The sequence below is a fragment of the Geodermatophilus sp. SYSU D01105 genome (genome assembly GCF_054050095.1).
On the sequence record NZ_JBJGYR010000010.1, the window covers coordinates 67,339 to 85,272 of the forward strand.

The window sequence follows — 17,934 nt, forward strand, 5'->3', positions numbered from 1 at the left end:
CACCGCATGGCCGACCTGGCCGACCCCCGGACGGCGGCCGACCCGACCGCCGCCTGGACCGCGCTCATCAGCCGCTACTACGACGGCTGCAGCGACGGCGACGTCGACCTGATCCTGGGGACCCTCCATCCCGACGTCGTCCACTGGTTCCTCGCGCCCAACACCGGGTCGACGGCCGTGGAGGGGGCCGAGCACCTGGCCCGCTACTGGCGCCGGGTCACCGGGATGCTGCAGGCCCGGTGGGTGGTCGACAGCATCTGCGCGACCCCGGACCAGGCGGTCATCGAGTGGACGATGTGGTGGTCGCCCGAGGGGGCACCCGAGCGGGTGGCCACCCGGGGGGCCGAGTGGTTCACGTGCGCGGACGGGTTGATCCGCGAGATCCGCTCCTACTACCAGATGCGGCCGGAGACCACCGAGCTCGACGGCTTCCCCTACGCGGAGCGGGGTTACTCGGTGCCCGGTGCGGAGCGCAGCACCGTCCACCCCGAGGCCGCGACCCACGGTCCGGGCGGCGCCCGGTGAGCGCCGTCGAGGTCACCCGGGACGGCGCGGTCGCGACGATCACCCTCAACCGCCCCGACCGGCTCAACGCGCTGGCGCGTGACACGCGATGGGACCTGGTCGGCGCCCTCCGGGAGGTCGCGGCGGACGCCGGCGTGCGCGCCGTGGTGCTCACCGGAGCCGGACGGGCCTTCTGTGTCGGCCAGGACCTCGCCGCGGTCGAGGAGCTCGAGCACGCCGACGAGACGGTGGCCGGCTCCTACAACCCGATCGCGCAGACCATCGCGGACATGGCCCAGCCGGTGGTCGCCGCGGTCAACGGCCCGGCGGTGGGCGCGGGTCTCGGCCTGACCCTTTCCTGCGACCTGCGGCTGGCGGCCGAGACGGCGTCGTTCTCGTGTGCCTTCGCGAAGGTGGGGCTGGTCCCCGACACCGCCGCGTCGTGGTACCTGGTGCGCGAGCTCGGTTACACCCGGGCGTTCCGGCTGGCCGCGACCGGCCGCGCGGTCCCCGCGGCCGAGGCCCTGGAGCTCGGCCTGGTCGACGAGGTCGTCCCCGCCGACCGGCTCGCCGAGCGGGCGCGGGACCTGGGCCGGGAGCTAGCCTCGGGTCCGGCGCGGGCCCTGGCGCTCACCAAGCGGCAGTTCCGCGCCGTCGGCGAGCTCTCCTTCGCCGCGGCCCTGGCGATGGAGGCCCGCCACCAGGGCGACGCCGCGGCACACCCCGACCACGTCGAGGGCCGCACGGCCTTCGCCGAGAAGCGCCCGCCACGCTGGGGGTGACGGCCGGGGTGCCACTGCGACGACCCCTGCGGCCCGGCGGTCACCGGACGCAGTACCCCTCCTCGGTCAGCCCGTCGAGGATCAGCGGGAGGGCCTCGGCGGTGTTGGCGCCGGAGCCGTCGTGCAGCAGAACGATGCCGTCGGGCCGCACGGCCTGCAGCACGCGGTCCCGGATCGTCGTCGCGGGGGGATCGGCCCAGTCGACCGGGTCCACGGTCCACAGCACCATCGAGCTCAGGCCGACGTCCCGGGCCGTGGCGGCGACGGCGGCGTTCGTGGCCCCGTAGGGCGGGCGCCACTGCGTGGGAGCGGTCCCGGTCGCCGCCCGGATCGCGTCGTCGGTCCGCCGGAACTGCGTCTCCACCTGCTCCTGGTCCAGCGTGGTGAGGTCGGGGTGACTCCAGGAGTGGTTGCCGATCTCGTGGCCCTCGTCGCTGGCACGGCGCACGATGCCGGGGCTGGCCGCGGCCATCGCACCGACGACGAAGAACGTCGCCGTCACACCGCGAGCCGCGAGGGTGTCGAGGATGAGCGGGGTCGCGCTGCTGCTGGGTCCGTCGTCGAAGGTCAGGCGGACCTCCCCGGCCGCACACGCCTGCTCCGCCGCCGCGGCCGGCGCGGTGGGCAGCACCAGCAGCACGGGACCGACGAGGGACACCAACCAGCGCCTCATGCGGCACTGTGGCACACCGCGTGGGCGACCCGCCCGGAGGCGTCGAGCCGCCGCGGCGACCGTTGTCGCGCCGGCGGTCGGCCGAGCAGGATGGCCCCATGTCTGCCTCCTTCACCGGTGTCGGTGTCGCGCTGGTCACCCTCTTCGACGACGCCGGCGACCTGGACGCCCCGGCGACCGCCGACCTGGCCGCCCGGCTGGTCGACGCCGGCGTCCGGGCCGTCCTGGTGGCCGGGACCACCGGGGAGGCGTCCACGCTCACCCCCGAGGAGCGCAGCACCCTCGTCGGCGCCGTCCGCGCGGCGGTGCCCGCGGACGTACCGGTGATCGCCGGCACCGGAGCGCCGACCGGGGCCCGCGCCGCCGCGCTGACCGAGCAGGCCTTCGACGCGGGTGCCGACGCCGCGCTGGCGCTGTCTCCCCCCGGGGTCGCCGACCCGCGCGCGTACTACGAGCGGATCGCGAAGACCGCCGCGGGACGGCCGCTGCTGGCGTACCACTTCCCGATGGCGTCCAGCCCCGGGGTCCCGGTGCACCTGCTGCCCGACCTGCCGGTCTCCGGTCTCAAGGACTCCTCCGGCGACGCGGAGCGGCTGCTCGACGAGGTCGAGGTCTTCGACGGCGAGCTCTACACCGGCTCCGCGACGCTGCTGACCATGTGCGGGGCGATCGGCGTCGCGGGCGCGCTGCTCGCGCTGGCCAACGCCGCGCCCGAACCGTGCATCGCCGCGTTCGCGGGGGACGGCGGCGCCCAGGTCCAGCTCACCGCCGCGCACCGCGCCGCGACGGCCGACTTCCCGGCCGGGATCAAGCGGATGGTGGCCGAGCGCTTCGGGGTCTCCCCGGTGACCCGCATCGGCACCTGAGTCGCGTCGGCACCTGAGCCCCGCCGGCACCCGGGCCCTCGCCGCGTCCGTGCCCGGGCCCAAGGGCCGTGGAGGTCCGGGCGCCTCCGCCCGACGATGGGCGGAGCGGGGCCGGACGGAGGGGGCACGCATGCTGACGACTGCGTACTGGCCTGCCGAGCGCACCGAGGCGGTGCAGGAGCAGACGGTCGGTGACCTGCTGCGGAGCGCCGCCGAGCGGGCACCGGACACCACGGCGCTGGTCGAGGGGGTGACCGGTCCGGACCGCCGCCGGTGGTCCTACGGCGAGCTCCTCGCCGGCTCCGAACGGGCGGCGCGAGCGCTGCTGGGCCGCTTCGCCCCGGGCGAGCGGGTCGCGGTCTGGGCCAACAACGTCCCCGAGTGGGTCTTCCTGGAGATGGCGGCGGCACTGGCCGGGCTGACCCTGGTGACGGTGAACCCCGCGCTGCGCGGCGACGAGCTGCGCCACGTGCTGCGTCAGTCCCGCACCTCCGGCGTCTTCCTGCTCCGCGAGTGCCGGGGCAACCCGATGGCCGACACCCTCGAGGCGGTGCGGTCGGACCTGCCCGAGCTGCGGGAGATCGTCCTGTTCGACGACTGGGACCGGTTCTGCGCCTCGGGGACACCGACCGAGGCGCTGCCGGCCGTGGCCCCGGACGCGCCGGCGCAGATCCAGTACACCTCCGGCACCACCGGCCTGCCCAAGGGCGCGGTGCTGCACCACCGCGGCATCACCAACAACGCGCGGCTGGCCTACGTCGAGGTGCTGGGCCTGCGGCCCGGCGAGGCGGCGGTCAACGCCATGCCACTGTTCCACACCGCGGGGTGCGTGCTGGCCACGCTGTCGTCGATCGCGAGCCTGGGCACGCAGGTGCTGCTGCCGTCCTTCGACCCCGGCCTGCACCTGCAGATGGTCGAGCAGGAGCGCAGCGTCGGCTTCGCCGGCGTCCCCACGATGCTGCTCGCGCTGCTGGCGCACCCGGACTTCCCCCGCACCGACACCACGTCGGTGCGCTGGGCCCTCTCCGGCGGGGCGCCCGTGCCACCACCGCTGGTCCGCCGCGTCGAGCAGGCCCTCGGGGTGCCGATGCACATCATCTACGCGCAGACCGAGGCCTCCCCCGGCATCACGATGACGCGGGCCGACGACGACCCCGCCGACCGGGCGGAGACCCTGGGGCGCCCCCTGCCCGCGACCGAGGTGGCGATCGTCGACCCGGCGGACGGCACCACCGTCGCCCCGGGCACGGTCGGCGAGCTGTGCACCCGCGGCTACGCCGTGATGACCGGCTACTTCGACGCGCCCGAGCAGACCGCGGCGACGATCGACGCCGACGGGTGGCTGCACACCGGCGACCTGGCGTCCATGGACGAGCGCGGGTACTGCCGGATCGCCGGTCGGCTCAAGGAGATGATCATCCGCGGGGGCGAGAACATCTACCCGCGCGAGATCGAGGACGTGCTGTTCGTCCACCCCGGGGTGGCCGAGGTGGCCGTCGTCGGCGTCCCGGACCCGGTCTGGGGCGAGCAGGTCGCCGCGTTCATCCGGCCGGCGCCGGCCTCCCGGCCCACGGAGGTCGAGCTCGTGGCCCACTGCCGCGAACGCCTGGCACCCCACAAGACGCCGCGGTACTGGCGGTTCGTCGACCGGTTCCCCCTGACCGGCTCCGGGAAGATCCAGAAGTACCGGCTGCGGGAGGAGTTCACGCCTGATCGGCACCCCGAGCCGGCCTGAGGGTGCGCGGCACGCGCGTCACCCATCCGGCGAGAGCCGCCGCCGGGGACAGCGGCCGCGACGGCGCGGTCCTGACGTCGGCGTCCGGCGACGACGCCTAACCTCGGGGCCGTGGGTTTCACCGTTCCCGATGCTCACCTGCTGGCACTGCGGGCGCACGAGGGGCAGGTGGACCAGCACGGCCGCGACCACTACCTCGCGCACCTGCAGCCGATCGCCGAGGCGCTGCGTCCGTACGGCCCGCACGCGGAGATGGCCGGTGCGCTGCACGACATCGTCGAGGACACCCGCGACCACCCCGACCCGGATCGCCGCTACGACCTCGACCGGCTGCGTTCCCTCGGCGTCCCGGAGGTGGTGGTCGAGGCGATCGACGCGGTCACGCGGCGCCCCGGCGAGCCGTACATCGCCGGACTGATCCACCGCGCCGCCGCCCATCCGCTCGGTCGCCTGGTCGAGCTGGCCGACAACAAGCGCAACCTCGCCGCCAACGCGGAACTGGCCCGGACGGATCCGGAGAAGGCCCGCAGCCTGCGCGAGGGCCGTTACCGCCCGGCTCGCCGGATCCTGCTGGCCGCCGAGGCCGCGGACCGCCTCCACGGCCGCCGCATCCTCGCCTGACGGCGGGCCGATCCACCCTCACGCCGACGGTCGCGGCCCCGGCCCGCGGCTCGAGCCCGCCGAGGGACTGCGGGTGAACCGCCAGCCCCGCCGCTCCAGGAGGGCGATGCACTGGTCGACCACCGCCTCGATGTCGTACTCCTCCGGCACCTCGGGCGGCAGGGCCAGCGCCAGTGCATTGGCCAGCGCCACGTGGAAGTCGCTGCGCGCCATGGCCGCGCCTCCGTACGTCCCTCGCGCGTGCCGGCGGTGCTCACCGACGGCACCTCGATCATCCCCGGATCCGCCGGGCGGCACCACGGGCACGCGACCCGGACGGCGTGGGACGGCGGCCCGGCGAGTCGGGCAGATCCCGCCAAGCCTGCGGGCCGATGTCCTCCACGTTGTGCCAGTGCCCGGCGGCGCACCGGGACCGTAGCGTTACGGAACGAAATCAGGGCGTACCGGTTCGTCACGCCGGCATGCATCGTCCCGACCCCCTGAGGAGCTCTCCGTGTCGTCCTCCCCGCGTCCGCACCTGACCCTCGCGCCCACGGTCCCCGCCGAGCCGCCGGCGCAGTCCTGGGCCGCCCCCGTCCCGGCCGGCGACGAGTCGTGGCGCCTGGACGCGCTCTGCGCCGAGACCGACCCGGAGGCGTTCTTCCCGGAGAAGGGCGGGTCCACCCGCGAGGCCAAGCGGGTGTGCGCCGGCTGCCCCGTGCGGTCGCAGTGCCTGGAGTTCGCGCTCGCCAACGACGAGCGGTTCGGCATCTGGGGCGGCCTCTCCGAGCGGGAGCGGCGTCGCCTGCGCCTGCAGCGCCGGGTCCCGCTCAGCGCCTGAGGTCGTTCCCGGGCGCGGACCCGGTGCCCTCGACGGGCGCCGGACCCGCCACGACGCCCGAGGACCGGGCGCGCAGCAGGACGACGGCTCCGGCGAGGGCCAGCACGGCCGCCAGGAGCCCGAGGCCGGTGCTCTCGGTGAACCCGGAGACCACGAAGCCCACCGCCGAGGCGCCGGCCGCGACCAGGGCGTAGGGCAGCTGGGTGGTGACGTGGTCGATGAGGTGCACGCCCGACCCGATCGAGGACAGGATGGTCGTGTCCGACAGCGGTGAGGTGTGGTCCCCGAAGATGGCGCCGGCCAGGACCGCCCCGAAGACCGGGATCAGCAGGCCCGGGTCGAGGGCCACGGCGATCTGACCGGCGATCGGCAGCAGCAGGCCGAACGTGCCGAAGGTGCTGCCCATCGAGAACGAGATGAAGCTCGCCAGGACGAACAGGACGACGGGCAGCAGGGCCAGCGGCAGCGCCTCGTCGACCACCCCGGCCAGGTACTCACCGATGCCCAGTTCGGAGATGATCTCGGCGGTCATCCAGGCCAGGAAGAGCACCGCCGCGGCCATGAGCATCGACCGGACACCGGCCCAGGCCACCCGGCCGAGCAGGCCGCCCGGCGTCCGGCGCGCCACGAGGATCGCCGCCGAGACGAGCGTGGCGGCGATGGTCCCGTAGAACAGCGCGAGGATCACGTCGGTGTTGGTGAGGATGTCCATCGGGCTCAGCGAGCCCTCTGCTCCGGCGATCCCCAGCCAGACCGCGCCGACGACGGTGACCCCCAGCAGCGTGGCCACCGGCCAGAGCAGATCACCGATCCGCCCGTCGCCCCGCGTCGGCAGGTTCCGGTCGGTCTCCCCGGGCACGGCTCCCCGGCTGTCGTCGAACAGCACGCCCCGCTCGATCGCGGCCCGCTCGTGCCGCCGCATCGGCCCCAGGTCGATGGTGAGCCAGGCGACCGCGATGACGAGCAGCAGCGCCGTGATCGGGTAGAACATCGCCGGGATGGTCCGGAGGAACGCCTCGTAGCCGTTCATGTCCGTGACGCCGTTCTCGTCGAGGATGCCGGTCATCGTGGCGGCGATGAAGGCGGCCCAGCCCGAGATCGGCACCAGGATGATGACCGGCGCCGCGGTGGAGTCGACGAAGTAGGAGAGCTTCGCGCGGGAGATCCGGTACTGGTCGGTGATCGACCGGCTGACCGTGCCACCGACCAGGCTGCTGAACGCGTCGTCGAAGAAGATCACGAAGCCGATGACGACGGGCACGAAGGCCGCCTGCACCCGCGTCCGGACCTTGGTGACCGCCCAGGAGGCGAAGGCCAGGAGTCCGCCGGAGACGTAGATGAACGACGTGAGGACGCCCAGCAGCACGACGACGGCGAGGATGTAGACCTCCTCGGCCACCTCCCCGTCGGCGACGACCAACCCGCCGGCCGTGTCGACCACCAGGTCCACGGCGGTCCCGACGTCCCACTGGGCGAACAGCAGCGCGCCCAGGACGATGCCGACGCCCAGCGAGACCAGGATCCGCCGGGTGGTGATGGCCAGGACGATCGTGACCAGGGGAGGCAGCAGGGACAGCAGCGACGGTTCCACGGGCGCTCCTCGGCGGTGGGGTGGTGCGGGCGAGGTCGGTCAGGTCGAGTCGGCCACCAGGCGGGTCACCAGGCGCCCCAGCCCCTGCACCTCGCAGACCACCTCGTCGCCCGGTTGCAGCCAGACGGGGTCGGCCATGCCCATGACCACGCCCTCCGGGGTGCCGGTGTAGACGACGTCCCCGGGCTCGAGGGTCATGACCTGGGACAGGTCGCTGACCAGGTCGGCGACGGAGAACACCATGTCCCGGGTGTTCGAGCTCTGCCGCAGCTCCCCGTTGACCCAGCACTGCAGGTCCAGCGCCTGGGGGTCGGGGACCTCGTCGGCGGTGACGAGGTAGGGGCCCAACGGCGCGAAGCCGTCGATCGCCTTGCCGTACGTCCACTGGCTGCTGCGCATCTGCAGCTCGCGGGCGGACAGGTCGTTGCCGGTGGCGTAGCCGAAGACGGCGTCCAGCGCCTGCTCCGGGGACAGCTTCCGGGCCCGCCGCCCGATGACGGCGACCAGTTCGACCTCGTAGTCGGCCCTGCTCGTCGCCGCCGGGATGACCACGTCCTCCCCGGAGCCGGCCAGGCTGTTCTGGAACTTGGCGAAGTAGATCGGCCGCTCGGGGACCGGCTGCCCGCCCTCCGCGGCGTGCTTCGAGTAGTTGAGGCCGACGCAGATGATCTTCCCGGGGTCCGGGACGGCCGCGGCCAGCCGGAGCTGCTCGATCGGCACGGCGTCGGTCGCGGAGTCCACGGCCTGCCGCAGGTCCTCCAGCGCCTCGGGGCCGGCCGCGATGAGCTCCCGCACCGTGGCCGGGGCGCCGGGAGCGGCCGCGCGGACGTCCACCACGCCCGCCGCGGTCTCGACCCCCAGGCGCACCCCGCCCTCGCCGGCGAAGGACACGAGCCTCACCGGGGAGCCCCCTGGGTCCGATCGGCGGTGCGTGCACCGGTCCGGCGACCAGGACGTGGAGTGATGTGCGTCACGTCGCGCATCGTGGACGGATGAGTTCCTGAACGTCAAGGGAGCAGGACCAGCGCCGGGGCCCGACCACCCGGACGGGCCACGCCGCGGAGCCCGGACGTCGCGCGGTCCCGTGACGTCGCGCGGCCGCTGCGCCACAGTGGCGGCACGGACTCGCACCGCGCCACCGCACGACCCGGAGGGAGCACGCATGGGCGCCTGGCCGGAGGACCTCGACCCGCACATCGCCCCCGAGCTCGACCGCTCCGCACTGGTGGTCATCGACACGCAGGTGGACTTCGTCGACGGCGGCGCCAGCCCGATCCCGGGGACCAGCGAGGTGGTCCCCGGGATCGCCGCGCTATTGCGGGCCTACCGGGACGCCGGCCGCCCGGTCGTGCACGTCGTGCGGCTGTACGAGGGGCAGGACGTCGACCTGGTCCGGCGCACGCTGATCGCGTCCGGCGCGCCGGTGGTGCGCCCGGGCTCGGCGGGCTCCCAGATCGTCCCGGAGCTGCGTCCCCCGGGCGCGGCGCCGCTCGACCCGGACCAGCTGCGTGCCGGTGTGGTGCAGGCCCTGGCGGACGGCGAGTGGGCGGTGTGGAAGCCCCGCTGGGACGCCTTCCACCGCACCCCGCTCGACGACCACCTGCGCGGACTCGGGGTCACCACCGTCGTCCTCGCGGGGTGCAACTACCCGAACTGCCCGCGGGCGACCGTCTACGGCGCCAGCGCGCGGGACTACCGCGTGCTGATCGCCTCCGACGCCGTCTCCGGGGTACGGCCCTCCCACCTGGAGGAGGCCGCGCTCATGGGGGTCGTCCACGCGCCGACCTCCGACATCGTCGGCCGCCTGGCCGGCCCCGAGTCGCTGCCGCCGTCCTCGTCAGAGCGGGGCGCTTGACCTCGAGTGCGCTGCACCTCCGACGCTGGGACCAGGCGTGGGATCGGAGGGGTCATGGGGAACCGGGACGCCGACAGGGACCAGTGGGCAGCCGTCATCGCGGACATCGAACGCGGGTCCAACACAAAGGACCCGGTGCTGTCGGTGACGCACTTCCTCCCCGAGGCCTGGACGGTCACCGTCGCCGGGAGTGAGGCCGAGGGGCGCGAGGCCCTGCTCGAGGCCCACCGGCGCGGTCTGAGCGGGCCGCTGCGGGACCAGTACGCGCGCTACGACTACGCGCGCTACGACGTCGTCCGCGTCGCCCTCCCGGCACCGGACGTCGCCGTGCTCCAGGAGCACGCCCGGGTGACCGACGCCGACGGCCGCCCCCTCGACGTCGGACACGCGATGACCGCGCTGTACGTCTTCGTCCGGCGCGACGGGCGCTGGCAGGTGCTGGCCCGCCAGAACACGCTCGTCCACCAGTGACCACCCCGACCACCTGCCGTCCGGGACGGACGCGAGGAGAACCGGAGGGATCCGTGACCGTCAGCTGGGCCTACGTCTACGAGCACCCCGGCACCGACCCGGCCCTCGACCGTGTGGTCATCGACCGGAGCGGGCAGCGGACGCTGCTGGTCCCCGTCCCCGACGCGGCGGTGGCCGCCGAGGTGGCACGAGCCCTCGTCGACGAGGGGGTCGAGCTCATCGAGCTGTGCGGTGGGTTCGGTCTCGCCGCGGCCGCCGCCGTGGCGGGCGCCGTGGCGGGCCGGGTCCCGGTCGGCCACGTGACCTTCGCGGTCGACTCGGTGAGCGGCGCGGCGTCCTACAGCGAGCGCTCCGCCGCCGACCGGGCCGGTCCGACGCCCTGACCAGCGGTCCGGGGCCCGGCCCGACGGCCCGACGTCAGCGGCCCTCCACGACGGGGTACGTCGGCCGTCCGGTCCGCGCCCAGTCGACGACGTTCCCGGCCGCCTTGCGCCGCAGCTCCACCTCGGCCTCCTCCGAGTACCACGCGACGTGCGGGGAGAGCAGGGCGCGCGGGTGGGTGAGCAGCGGGTGGCCGGCGGGCGGCGGCTCCTCGGGGAACACGTCGAGGGCGACCCCGGCGAGCCGGCCGTCCGCCAGTGCGGCGAGCACCGCGTCGACCTCGACGAGCCCGCCGCGCGCGGTGTTGACCAGGTGGGAGCCGGGCGGCAGCCGGCGCAGCAGGTCGGCCCCCACGAGGCCGGAGGACTCGGGAGTCAGCGGCAGGTGCAGCGTCACCGCGGAGCTGCGCGTGAACAACTCCTCCAGCCCGACCCGCTCGACCCCGGGCGGCCACGCGTCGTCCGGGAGGTGGGGGTCGTAGCCCACGCAGGCGCCGAACCAGGGCGCCGCCCGCTCCATCGTCATCCGGCCGATCCGGCCGAGGCCGACCACCCCGAGCGTGAGCCCGCCCGGACGCCGCAGCGTCCCGCCGAGCCGGTGGTCCCACCGTCCCGCGTGCACCTCCCGGTCGTGCCCGGCGAGGTTGCGCAGGAGCGCCAGCAGCATCGCGACCGCGTGCAGCGCGACCTCGGCGGTGCCGTAGTCGGGCACGTTGCACACCCAGACCCCGCGGGCGCGGGCGGCGTCGGTGTCCACGACGTCGACCCCCACGCCGTAGCGGCTCACCAGCCGCAGCCGGGGCAGCGCCGCCAGCACCTCCGCGGTGATCGGCGCGTACTGGACGAGGAGGGCGTCGGCGTCCCCGGCGGCGGCGACGACGTCGGCCGCGGTCCGGCACTGCGCGGTGCGCAGCTCGTGTCCGGCCGCGGCGAGGACGTCGGCCTCGACGTCGGAGTCCCCGTAGTCCGCGTCGGTGACCAGGACGCGCATCCCGCGCCGTCTCAGCCGACGGGGACCGCGGCGGCGCGCTCGGCGGCGGCCGCGGCGTCGAACGACGCCGGCACGGGGACCAGAGGTGGGCGCACGGTGCCCATCGGGTGGCCGTGCCGCGCCTCGGCGATGCGCTTGAGCACCCCCGGGCTGGCGTGCGTCTTGGTCATCGCGCGCACCTGCTGCAGGTGCGCGGACAGGGACGCCGCCTCGGCGGATCGCCCGCCGCGGACGTGCCGGTAGAGCGCGACGACCTGCTCGGGGACGATGTTGGCCAGCGCGGAGATCGACCCGGTGGCGGTGCGCAGGCGGGCCGGCAGGTCGTCCTCCGTGCCGAGCAGCACCCCCTTCCCCGCCGCGGCGACCGTCTGCGCGTAGCCGGCCTCGCCGCCCGAGTCCTTGACGCCCCACACCGGCAGGCCGGTCACCAGGTCGGCCGGGACGGGGACGGCGTACTTCGGGATGTGGTAGACGACCACCGGGTGGCTGGTGGCGGCCAGGACGCGCTCGTAGAACAGCCGCAGCCCCTCGGCCGAGGCCGGCTTGAAGAAGTACGGCGGCAGCACCAGGACCGCCCGCACCGGCAGGTCCTGGAGGAACGCCAGCAGGTCGAGGGTGTCGGGCAGGTTGCCCTCCGCGACCGTGGGGACGACGTGCAGCGCACCCGCCGCGGGGACCAGCGCCTCCAGCACGGCGCGCTTCTCACCGGTCGCGACGGAGGGGCCCTCACCGTTGGTCCCGAACGGGATGACGCCGGTGACCCCCTGGTCGGCGAGCCACCGGACGTGCCCGAGGTAGGAGTCGACGTCGATGGAGCAGCGCTCGTCGTCGCGGAACGGCGTCACGTTGGCCACGTAGACACCCTCGAGCAGCTCGGCCGGGTCGCTGGGCATCGTCACCTCCCGAGGTCGACGGTCCGGTCGAGGAACGCGGTCAGCTCGCGGCGGCTGGGCAGGCCCTCGTAGTCACCGAGGTTCTGCACGCAGAAGGCGCCCATCGCGTTCGCCGTCCGCAGGCGCTCGACCGGGTCGAGGTCCCACAGGGTCGCGGCGAGGTACCCGGCGGCGAACGCGTCCCCCGCCCCGATCGGGTCGACCTGGCGCGCGGGGAAGCCGGGGGCGGTCAGCCGCTCGCCGTCCACCGTCGCCGCGCAGCCGCGGGCGCCGAGCTTGAGCACGACCTCGCCGGGGCCGGCGTCGGCGAGGCGCTGCAGGCAGGTCTCGTCGTCCCACCCCCACAGGGCACGGGCCTCCTCGTCTCCGACGAGCAGGACGTCGACGTGCGGCAGCAGCGCCTCGGTGGCGGCGCGGGCGGCCGCCGGCTCCCACAGCCGGCTGCGGTAGTTCACGTCGAAGCTCACGCGGACGCCGGCTTCCCGGGCCGTCCGCGCCGCCCACGGCAGGAACTCGGCCGCCTCCGGCGACAGCGCCCCGGTGATCCCGGTGAGGTGCAGGAAGGCGGCGCCGTCGAGGACGGCCGGGTCGAAGGCGCCCGGCGCCAGCGCCGAGGCGGCCGACCCGCGCCGGTGGTAGTACACCCGCAGCGCGCCGCCGACCTCCTCGCGCAGGTAGAGGCCGGTGGGCCGGTCCGGGTCCCGCCGCACGGCGCTGGTGTCCACCCCCTCGGCGCGCACCCGGTGCAGGACCAGCTCGCCGAGCTCGTCCTCGCCGAGGGCGCTCACCCAGCTGGCCGGGACGCCGAGCCGCGCCAGCCCGATGGCGACGTTGCTCTCCGCGCCGCCGATCGACAACGTCACCGCACCCGCGTGCCGCAGCCGGCCGGGAGCGGTGGGGACGACGAGGACCATCGTCTCCCCCGCGGTGACCACCCGCGGCACGGCCACCTCGCCCGGCTCACCCACCGAAGAGCTTCTGCAGCTGCTCGTTGAAGGTCAGCACGGACAGGAAGCCGAAGAGCAGGAAAGCCCAGACCAGCGCGGCGATCCGGAGGGCGCCCGGACGGATCTCCTTCGGCAGCGTCCGCCGGTTGACCAGCAGCAGGAGTGCCGAGTAGATGAACATCATCAACCCGCCGGTCACCGCGGAGATCACCAGCAGGACCAGCGGCTGCGACAGACCGGACAGCAGCACGACGACGCCGATCGTGACCAGGCCCCACACCAGCGCGAAGTAGATCTTGCTCTCGTTCGCGTTGCGCAGGTACGCGGTCTTGAGGACGTCGGCGCCGAGCCGGCTGGTGTAGTCGACGATGCCCAGCGCGGCGGCGAACAGCGAGAACGCGCCGATGATCCAGAAGAAGGTGCCGAACCAGCCGCCGACGGTCGCGTTGAGCGCCTCCCCCTCCGCCTCCAGGAACGAGATGTCGCTGGCCAGCCCCTCCTGGCCGAACACGGTGGCGTAGGCCAGCAGCGAGGTGAACAGGATGGTGAGGAAGCTGATCGCCACGAAGGTGGTCAGCTGCTCGGTGTTGGCGAACTTCCACCACCGGCGCCACCGGCCGAGGTTCTCGGGGGTCGGTTCGAACACGAAGCCGGTGGAGGGCGCGGCCTCCGGGTGGCCGGTCACCGGGCTGACGATCCGCGGCACGTAGGCGCCCATGCCGAAGCGCTTGTCGCGGATCCAGTTGCTCTGGCACAGGTTCTGCCCGCCGCCGGCCCCGGCGAACGCCAGCGCCCCCAGCAACAGCGCGAACCCGAGCTCCTCGGCGGGCAGCCCGGCCTCGGTGACGATCTGCGGCACGTCCGCCCAGGTCGAGGCGCCGATCGCGGCGATCGAGGCGACGACGATGAGCAGGAGGACGGCCGCCACCTTGACCATCTCGATCTTCTCGAGGGCCTGGTAGACCACCGGCGCCATGGTGAGGATGATCCCGATCAGGAGCAGGAAGCCGATCGCGATCGGCACCACGCTGCCGCCCACGAGGTAGGTGACCAGCGTCGCCGAGCTCGTCGCCCACCCCGGCCAGATGTTGGCGAAGTAGGCCATGATCGCGAACACCAGGCCCCAGTGCCGCCAGTACCGGCTGAAGCCGGTGAGGGCGGTCTCCCCCGTCGCGAGGGTGTACCGCTCGATCTCCATGTTGAGGAAGTACTGGGTGGCCAGGCCCACGAAGGCCGCCCAGACGAAGACCAGGCCGACCTGGGAGGCGATGTAGGGGTAGAGGATGAACTCGCCGCTGGCCATCCCGACGCCGGCGGCGATGATCCCCGGTCCGATGACGTGTCGGAAGCTCGACGGCGGCTCCGGCATGTCCCGCACGGCCGGTGCGGCCAGGTGTTTGGTCGGGAACAGGTCCACCACCGAGGAGGGGCGGCCTCCCGGACGGGTCGTGACCATCGCGGCCCCCTTGTGAGCTGCGTCACTTCCTGCGCGGGACCATTCCTGCACGTCTGCGCCCCGGCGGCAACCCGGGGGTGCGGGGCGTGCTCAGACCGAGACGTTCGGGTAGTCCCCCGTGCCGTGCGGCGTGAAGGCGACGTGCCGCTCGGAGAGGTCCGCGCTGCGCCGCACACCGAGCAGCTGCATGCAGCGCAGGTACTCCTCGGCGAGGATCTGGTAGGCGCGCAGGACGCCGTCGCGGCCGCCGGCCATGAGCCCGTAGAGGTAGGCCCGCCCGATCATCACGGCGTCGGCACCCAGTGCCCGGGCCGCGACGACGTCCTGGCCGTGGAGGACGCCGCCGTCGATGAGCACCGTGGCCCGCTCCCCCACGGCCGCGCGCACGTCGGGCAGCACGTCCAGCGTCGCGGCGGAGCGGTCCAGCTGGCGGCCGCCGTGGTTGGAGACGACCACGCCGTCGGCTCCGCGCTCCATGACCTCGCCGGCCGACGCCGGCGTCGTCACGCCCTTGACCAGCAGGTTGCCCCGCCAGCGCTCCCGGACCCAGTCCAGGGACGTGAGGTCCAGGCCCGGGTCGAACACCATGCTGGCGACCTCGCCCGGGGTGGGGTTGCCCGGGACCGCGTCGAGGGAGGCGAAGGCCAGCCCGCCGGTGGTGAGCTTGTTGAACCACCACACCGGGAACCGGGACATGTCGAGGAAGGTGCGGGCCGTCAGCGTCGGCGGGATGGTGAGGCCGTTGACCACGTCCCGCAGCCGCATCCCGGAGACCGTGGTGTCGACGGTGAGCAGGAGCGTCGAGTAGCCGGCCGCCTCCGCCCGCGCCAGCAGGCCCGCGTTGACCTCCCGGTCGGCGGTGAAGTACAGCTGGAACCACAGGTCGCCACCCGGCGCCGCGGCCCGCACGTCCTCGATCGAGGTCGAGCCGACCGTCGACAGGGCGTACGGGACGCCGACGTGCGCCGCCACGCCCGCCACGGCCGCCTCCCCGTGGTGGTGCATCATCCGGGTGTAGCCGGTGGGCGCGAAGACCAGCGGCATCGCGATGCGCGACCCGAACAGCTCCACGCCCGGATCGGGGTCGGCGACCGAGCGCAGCGCATCGGGGCGGAACGTGATCCGCCGGTAGGCCGCGACGTTGCGGGCCGCGGTGATCTCCTCCTCCGCCGCGCCGTCCACGTAGTCGAACACCGCGCGGGGCGTCGTCCGCCGGGCGGCCGCGCGCAGGTCCCGGACGGTGAGCGCGCGCTCCAGGCGGCGGGCGGTGCGGCCCAGGCGCGGCTTGCGGAACTGCACGACCTCGCGCAGCTCGGACCACCGGGGCACCTGCCGAGCGGTCGAGACGGGCTCGAGCGGCGCCTGGCCTGCCATGTCCCTCGCCTCCGTGGTCGTGGCGGTGACGACCGGCCGGGTCCCGGCCGCGTCCAGCGTCGCAGGCTCCTGGGCGGCGCGCTCGTCGTCCGACGGACCACAATCGCGCTCGACAGGGCCGGGCCGTCCCACGGCGGCCGGCACCGACCGGCGAGAGGAGCTCCGGTGGACGACGACGCGACCCCCGGGCGACGGCTGCGCAGCCAGGAGTGGTTCGACGACCCCCGGGACCCCGGGATGACCTCGCTCTACGTCGAGCGGTACCTGAACTGGGGGCTCACCCGCGAGGAGCTCCAGTCGGGCCGGCCGGTCATCGGCATCGCCCAGACCGGCTCGGACCTCTCCCCGTGCAACCGGCACCACCTGCAGCTGGCGAAGCGCGTGCGCGAGGGCGTCCGGGACGCCGGCGGGGTGGCGCTGGAGTTCCCGGTCCACCCCATCCAGGAGACCGGACGGCGGCCGACGGCGGCGCTGGACCGCAACCTGGCCTACCTCGGGCTGGTCGAGGTGCTCTTCGGCTACCCGCTCGACGGCGTCGTCCTGACCACCGGCTGCGACAAGACCACCCCGGCCTGTCTCATGGCCGCGGCCACCGTCGACCTCCCCGCGATCGTGCTGTCCGGGGGGCCGATGCTCAACGGCTGGTTCAACGGCGAGCGCACCGGCTCGGGGACGATCGTCTGGCGCGCCCGGGAGATGCTCGCCGCCGGGGAGATCGACGAGGCCGGCTTCGTCGACCTGGTCGCCTCCTCGGCCCCCTCCCCCGGCCACTGCAACACCATGGGCACCGCCTCGACGATGAACGCGATCGCCGAGGCCCTCGGCATGAGCCTGCCCGGCAGCGCGGCGATCCCCGCGCCGCACCGGGACCGCGGGCGGGTGGCCTACCTCACCGGCCGGCGGATCGTGGAGATGGTGCACGAGGACCTCACGCCGTCGTCGATCCTGACCCGGGAGGCGTTCGAGAACGCCGTCGTCGTCACCTCCGCCATCGGGGGCTCCACCAACGCGCCGATCCACGTCAACGCCATCGCCCGGCACATGGGCGTCCCGCTGGACGTGGCGGACTGGCAGGACCTGGGGCTGACCGTCCCGCTGCTGGTCGACCTGCAGCCGGCCGGGCGGTTCCTCGGCGAGGAGTTCCACCGGGCCGGGGGCGTGCCCGCCGTCGTCCACGAGCTCATGGCGCACGGCCTGATCCACGAGGACGCCCGCACCGTCAACGGCGCGACGATCGGTGAGAACTGCCGGGACAGCGCCGCGACCGACCGCGAGGTCATCCGCACCTTCGACCGGGCGCTGCTGCCCGACGCGGGCTTCCTGGTGCTGCGCGGCAACCTCTTCGACAGCGCGATCATGAAGACCAGCGTCATCTCCGCCGAGTTCCGGGAGCGCTACCTGTCCGACCCGGAGCACCCCGGGGTGATGGAGGGCCGCGCCGTCGTCTTCGACGGACCGGAGGACTACCACGCCCGCATCGACGACCCGGCGCTGGCGATCGACGAGACCTGCCTGCTGGTCATCCGCGGGGTCGGCCCGCTGGGCTACCCGGGGTCGGCGGAGGTCGTGAACATGCAGCCGCCGACGGCGCTGATCAAGGAGGGCGTGCACGCGCTGCCCTGCATCGGCGACGGCCGCCAGTCCGGGACGTCGGGCTCCCCGTCGATCCTCAACGCCTCCCCCGAGGCCGCGGCCGGCGGCGGGCTGGCGCTGCTGCAGACCGGGGACGTCGTCCGGATCGACCTCCCCGCCGGCCGGGCGGACGTCCTGGTCCCCGAGGAGGAGCTGGCCGAACGGCGCCGCCGGCTGGAGGCGGACGGCGGGTACCCGGTGCCGCCCTCCCAGACACCGTGGCAGGAGATCCAACGCTCGATGGTCGGCCAGCTGTCCGAGGGCATGGTCCTCCGGCCCGCGGTGGGGTACCAGCGCGTCGCGCCGACCGTGGGCGTCCCGCGCCACAGCCACTGAGGCGGCG

The 17,934-nt window shown here is 74.3% G+C and carries 19 protein-coding genes; 10 read left to right on the forward strand and 9 right to left on the reverse strand.

Translation table 11 applies throughout. From position 1 onward, the window contains the following. Positions 1–6 precede the first annotated feature (6 nt). Both ACI79I_RS11475 and ACI79I_RS11480 read left to right on the forward strand, forming a co-directional pair. Entirely contained in the window at positions 7–525 is a 519-nt protein-coding gene (locus ACI79I_RS11475; protein WP_456992465.1) for a nuclear transport factor 2 family protein, read from the forward strand. Next, positions 522–1,286, forward strand: a complete 765-nt coding sequence (locus tag ACI79I_RS11480) for an enoyl-CoA hydratase/isomerase family protein (protein ID WP_456992466.1) — start codon at positions 522–524, stop codon at positions 1,284–1,286. The genes ACI79I_RS11475 and ACI79I_RS11480 overlap by 4 nt, the downstream gene beginning before the upstream one ends. Positions 1,287–1,326: 40 nt before the next feature. Here the strand turns inward: ACI79I_RS11480 and ACI79I_RS11485 are convergent, their stop codons facing one another. Then, positions 1,327–1,944, reverse strand: coding sequence for a polysaccharide deacetylase family protein (locus ACI79I_RS11485; protein WP_456992467.1), 618 nt, complete (start codon positions 1,942–1,944; stop codon positions 1,327–1,329). Between the two features lie 113 nt (positions 1,945–2,057). On the opposite strand from ACI79I_RS11485, the gene ACI79I_RS11490 reads away from it, so the two are divergent. The 3 genes from ACI79I_RS11490 (at position 2,058) to ACI79I_RS11500 (ending at position 5,181) form a co-directional block, all read left to right on the forward strand. After that, positions 2,058–2,825, forward strand: coding sequence for a dihydrodipicolinate synthase family protein (locus ACI79I_RS11490; protein WP_456992468.1), 768 nt, complete (start codon positions 2,058–2,060; stop codon positions 2,823–2,825). Positions 2,826–2,955: 130 nt separating this feature from the next. After that, entirely contained in the window at positions 2,956–4,560 is a 1,605-nt protein-coding gene (locus ACI79I_RS11495) for an AMP-binding protein (protein WP_456992469.1), read from the forward strand. 111 nt (positions 4,561–4,671) lie between these two features. Next, positions 4,672–5,181, forward strand: coding sequence for a phosphohydrolase (locus ACI79I_RS11500; protein WP_456992470.1), 510 nt, complete (start codon positions 4,672–4,674; stop codon positions 5,179–5,181). 18 nt (positions 5,182–5,199) lie between these two features. Here ACI79I_RS11500 and ACI79I_RS11505 read toward each other — a convergent pair whose 3' ends face one another. After that, a complete protein-coding gene (locus ACI79I_RS11505; protein WP_456992471.1) occupies positions 5,200–5,394 on the reverse strand; it encodes a hypothetical protein in 195 nt (64 codons plus the stop codon). A 280-nt stretch (positions 5,395–5,674) separates the two neighbouring features. Here ACI79I_RS11505 and ACI79I_RS11510 point away from each other — a divergent pair, with 280 nt between their 5' ends. Next, the gene (locus ACI79I_RS11510) at positions 5,675–6,001 is read left to right on the forward strand and encodes a WhiB family transcriptional regulator (protein WP_456992472.1); all 327 of its coding nucleotides are present in this window, start codon (positions 5,675–5,677) and stop codon (positions 5,999–6,001) included. Here the strand turns inward: ACI79I_RS11510 and ACI79I_RS11515 are convergent. Together ACI79I_RS11515 and ACI79I_RS11520 are read right to left on the reverse strand one after the other, a co-directional pair. Next, complete coding sequence (locus ACI79I_RS11515) at positions 5,991–7,592, reverse strand: Na+/H+ antiporter NhaC family protein (protein ID WP_456992473.1); 1,602 nt, start codon at positions 7,590–7,592, stop codon at positions 5,991–5,993. The genes ACI79I_RS11510 and ACI79I_RS11515 overlap by 11 nt on opposite strands. A 39-nt stretch (positions 7,593–7,631) precedes the next feature. Next, on the reverse strand, positions 7,632–8,492 hold the full coding sequence (locus tag ACI79I_RS11520; RefSeq protein WP_456992474.1) for a fumarylacetoacetate hydrolase family protein: 861 nt from the start codon (positions 8,490–8,492) through the stop codon (positions 7,632–7,634). Positions 8,493–8,754: 262 nt separating this feature from the next. Here ACI79I_RS11520 and ACI79I_RS11525 point away from each other — a divergent pair, with 262 nt between their 5' ends. Genes ACI79I_RS11525 through ACI79I_RS11535 form a run of 3 tightly spaced genes read left to right on the forward strand, consistent with a single transcriptional unit; the run spans position 8,755 to position 10,301 of the window. Further along, entirely contained in the window at positions 8,755–9,447 is a 693-nt protein-coding gene (locus ACI79I_RS11525; protein ID WP_456992475.1) for a cysteine hydrolase family protein, read from the forward strand. Between the two features lie 54 nt (positions 9,448–9,501). Beyond that, positions 9,502–9,918, forward strand: a complete 417-nt coding sequence (locus ACI79I_RS11530; protein WP_456992476.1) for an SgcJ/EcaC family oxidoreductase — start codon at positions 9,502–9,504, stop codon at positions 9,916–9,918. 53 nt (positions 9,919–9,971) lie between these two features. Continuing rightward, positions 9,972–10,301, forward strand: coding sequence for a DUF6506 family protein (locus tag ACI79I_RS11535; protein ID WP_456992477.1), 330 nt, complete (start codon positions 9,972–9,974; stop codon positions 10,299–10,301). 34 nt (positions 10,302–10,335) lie between these two features. Here the strand turns inward: ACI79I_RS11535 and ACI79I_RS11540 are convergent, their stop codons facing one another. From ACI79I_RS11540 to ACI79I_RS11560, 5 genes are all read right to left on the reverse strand, one after another. Further along, positions 10,336–11,289 carry a C-terminal binding protein gene (locus tag ACI79I_RS11540; protein ID WP_456992478.1) on the reverse strand — a complete coding sequence of 318 codons (954 nt, stop codon included), beginning with the start codon at positions 11,287–11,289 and terminating at the stop codon, positions 10,336–10,338. Positions 11,290–11,300: 11 nt separating this feature from the next. Next, entirely contained in the window at positions 11,301–12,182 is an 882-nt protein-coding gene (locus ACI79I_RS11545; protein WP_456992479.1) for a dihydrodipicolinate synthase family protein, read from the reverse strand. A 2-nt stretch (positions 12,183–12,184) separates the two neighbouring features. Next, positions 12,185–13,150, reverse strand: coding sequence for a sugar kinase (locus ACI79I_RS11550; protein ID WP_456992480.1), 966 nt, complete (start codon positions 13,148–13,150; stop codon positions 12,185–12,187). Then, complete coding sequence (locus ACI79I_RS11555) at positions 13,143–14,585, reverse strand: Nramp family divalent metal transporter (protein WP_456992481.1); 1,443 nt, start codon at positions 14,583–14,585, stop codon at positions 13,143–13,145. Before ACI79I_RS11555 ends, ACI79I_RS11550 begins: the two co-directional genes overlap by 8 nt. 90 nt (positions 14,586–14,675) lie before the next feature. Beyond that, entirely contained in the window at positions 14,676–15,959 is a 1,284-nt protein-coding gene (locus ACI79I_RS11560) for an alpha-hydroxy acid oxidase (protein ID WP_456992482.1), read from the reverse strand. A 165-nt stretch (positions 15,960–16,124) separates the two neighbouring features. Between ACI79I_RS11560 and ACI79I_RS11565 the strand changes: the two genes are divergently transcribed. Continuing rightward, complete coding sequence (locus ACI79I_RS11565; RefSeq protein ID WP_456992483.1) at positions 16,125–17,927, forward strand: IlvD/Edd family dehydratase; 1,803 nt, start codon at positions 16,125–16,127, stop codon at positions 17,925–17,927. The last annotated feature ends 7 nt before the right edge of the window (positions 17,928–17,934 follow it).

Coding starts and splice junctions, on each gene's coding strand:
- ACI79I_RS11475 (WP_456992465.1), top strand. CDS start 7: ATGGCCGACCTGGCCGACCCCCGGACGGCGGCCGACCCGACCGCCGCC.
- ACI79I_RS11490 (WP_456992468.1), top strand. CDS start 2,058: ATGTCTGCCTCCTTCACCGGTGTCGGTGTCGCGCTGGTCACCCTCTTC.
- ACI79I_RS11495 (WP_456992469.1), top strand. CDS start 2,956: ATGCTGACGACTGCGTACTGGCCTGCCGAGCGCACCGAGGCGGTGCAG.
- ACI79I_RS11505 (WP_456992471.1), bottom strand. CDS start 5,394: ATGGCGCGCAGCGACTTCCACGTGGCGCTGGCCAATGCACTGGCGCTG.
- ACI79I_RS11525 (WP_456992475.1), top strand. CDS start 8,755: ATGGGCGCCTGGCCGGAGGACCTCGACCCGCACATCGCCCCCGAGCTC.
- ACI79I_RS11530 (WP_456992476.1), top strand. CDS start 9,502: ATGGGGAACCGGGACGCCGACAGGGACCAGTGGGCAGCCGTCATCGCG.
- ACI79I_RS11540 (WP_456992478.1), bottom strand. CDS start 11,289: ATGCGCGTCCTGGTCACCGACGCGGACTACGGGGACTCCGACGTCGAG.
- ACI79I_RS11545 (WP_456992479.1), bottom strand. CDS start 12,182: ATGCCCAGCGACCCGGCCGAGCTGCTCGAGGGTGTCTACGTGGCCAAC.
- ACI79I_RS11555 (WP_456992481.1), bottom strand. CDS start 14,585: ATGGTCACGACCCGTCCGGGAGGCCGCCCCTCCTCGGTGGTGGACCTG.
- ACI79I_RS11560 (WP_456992482.1), bottom strand. CDS start 15,959: ATGGCAGGCCAGGCGCCGCTCGAGCCCGTCTCGACCGCTCGGCAGGTG.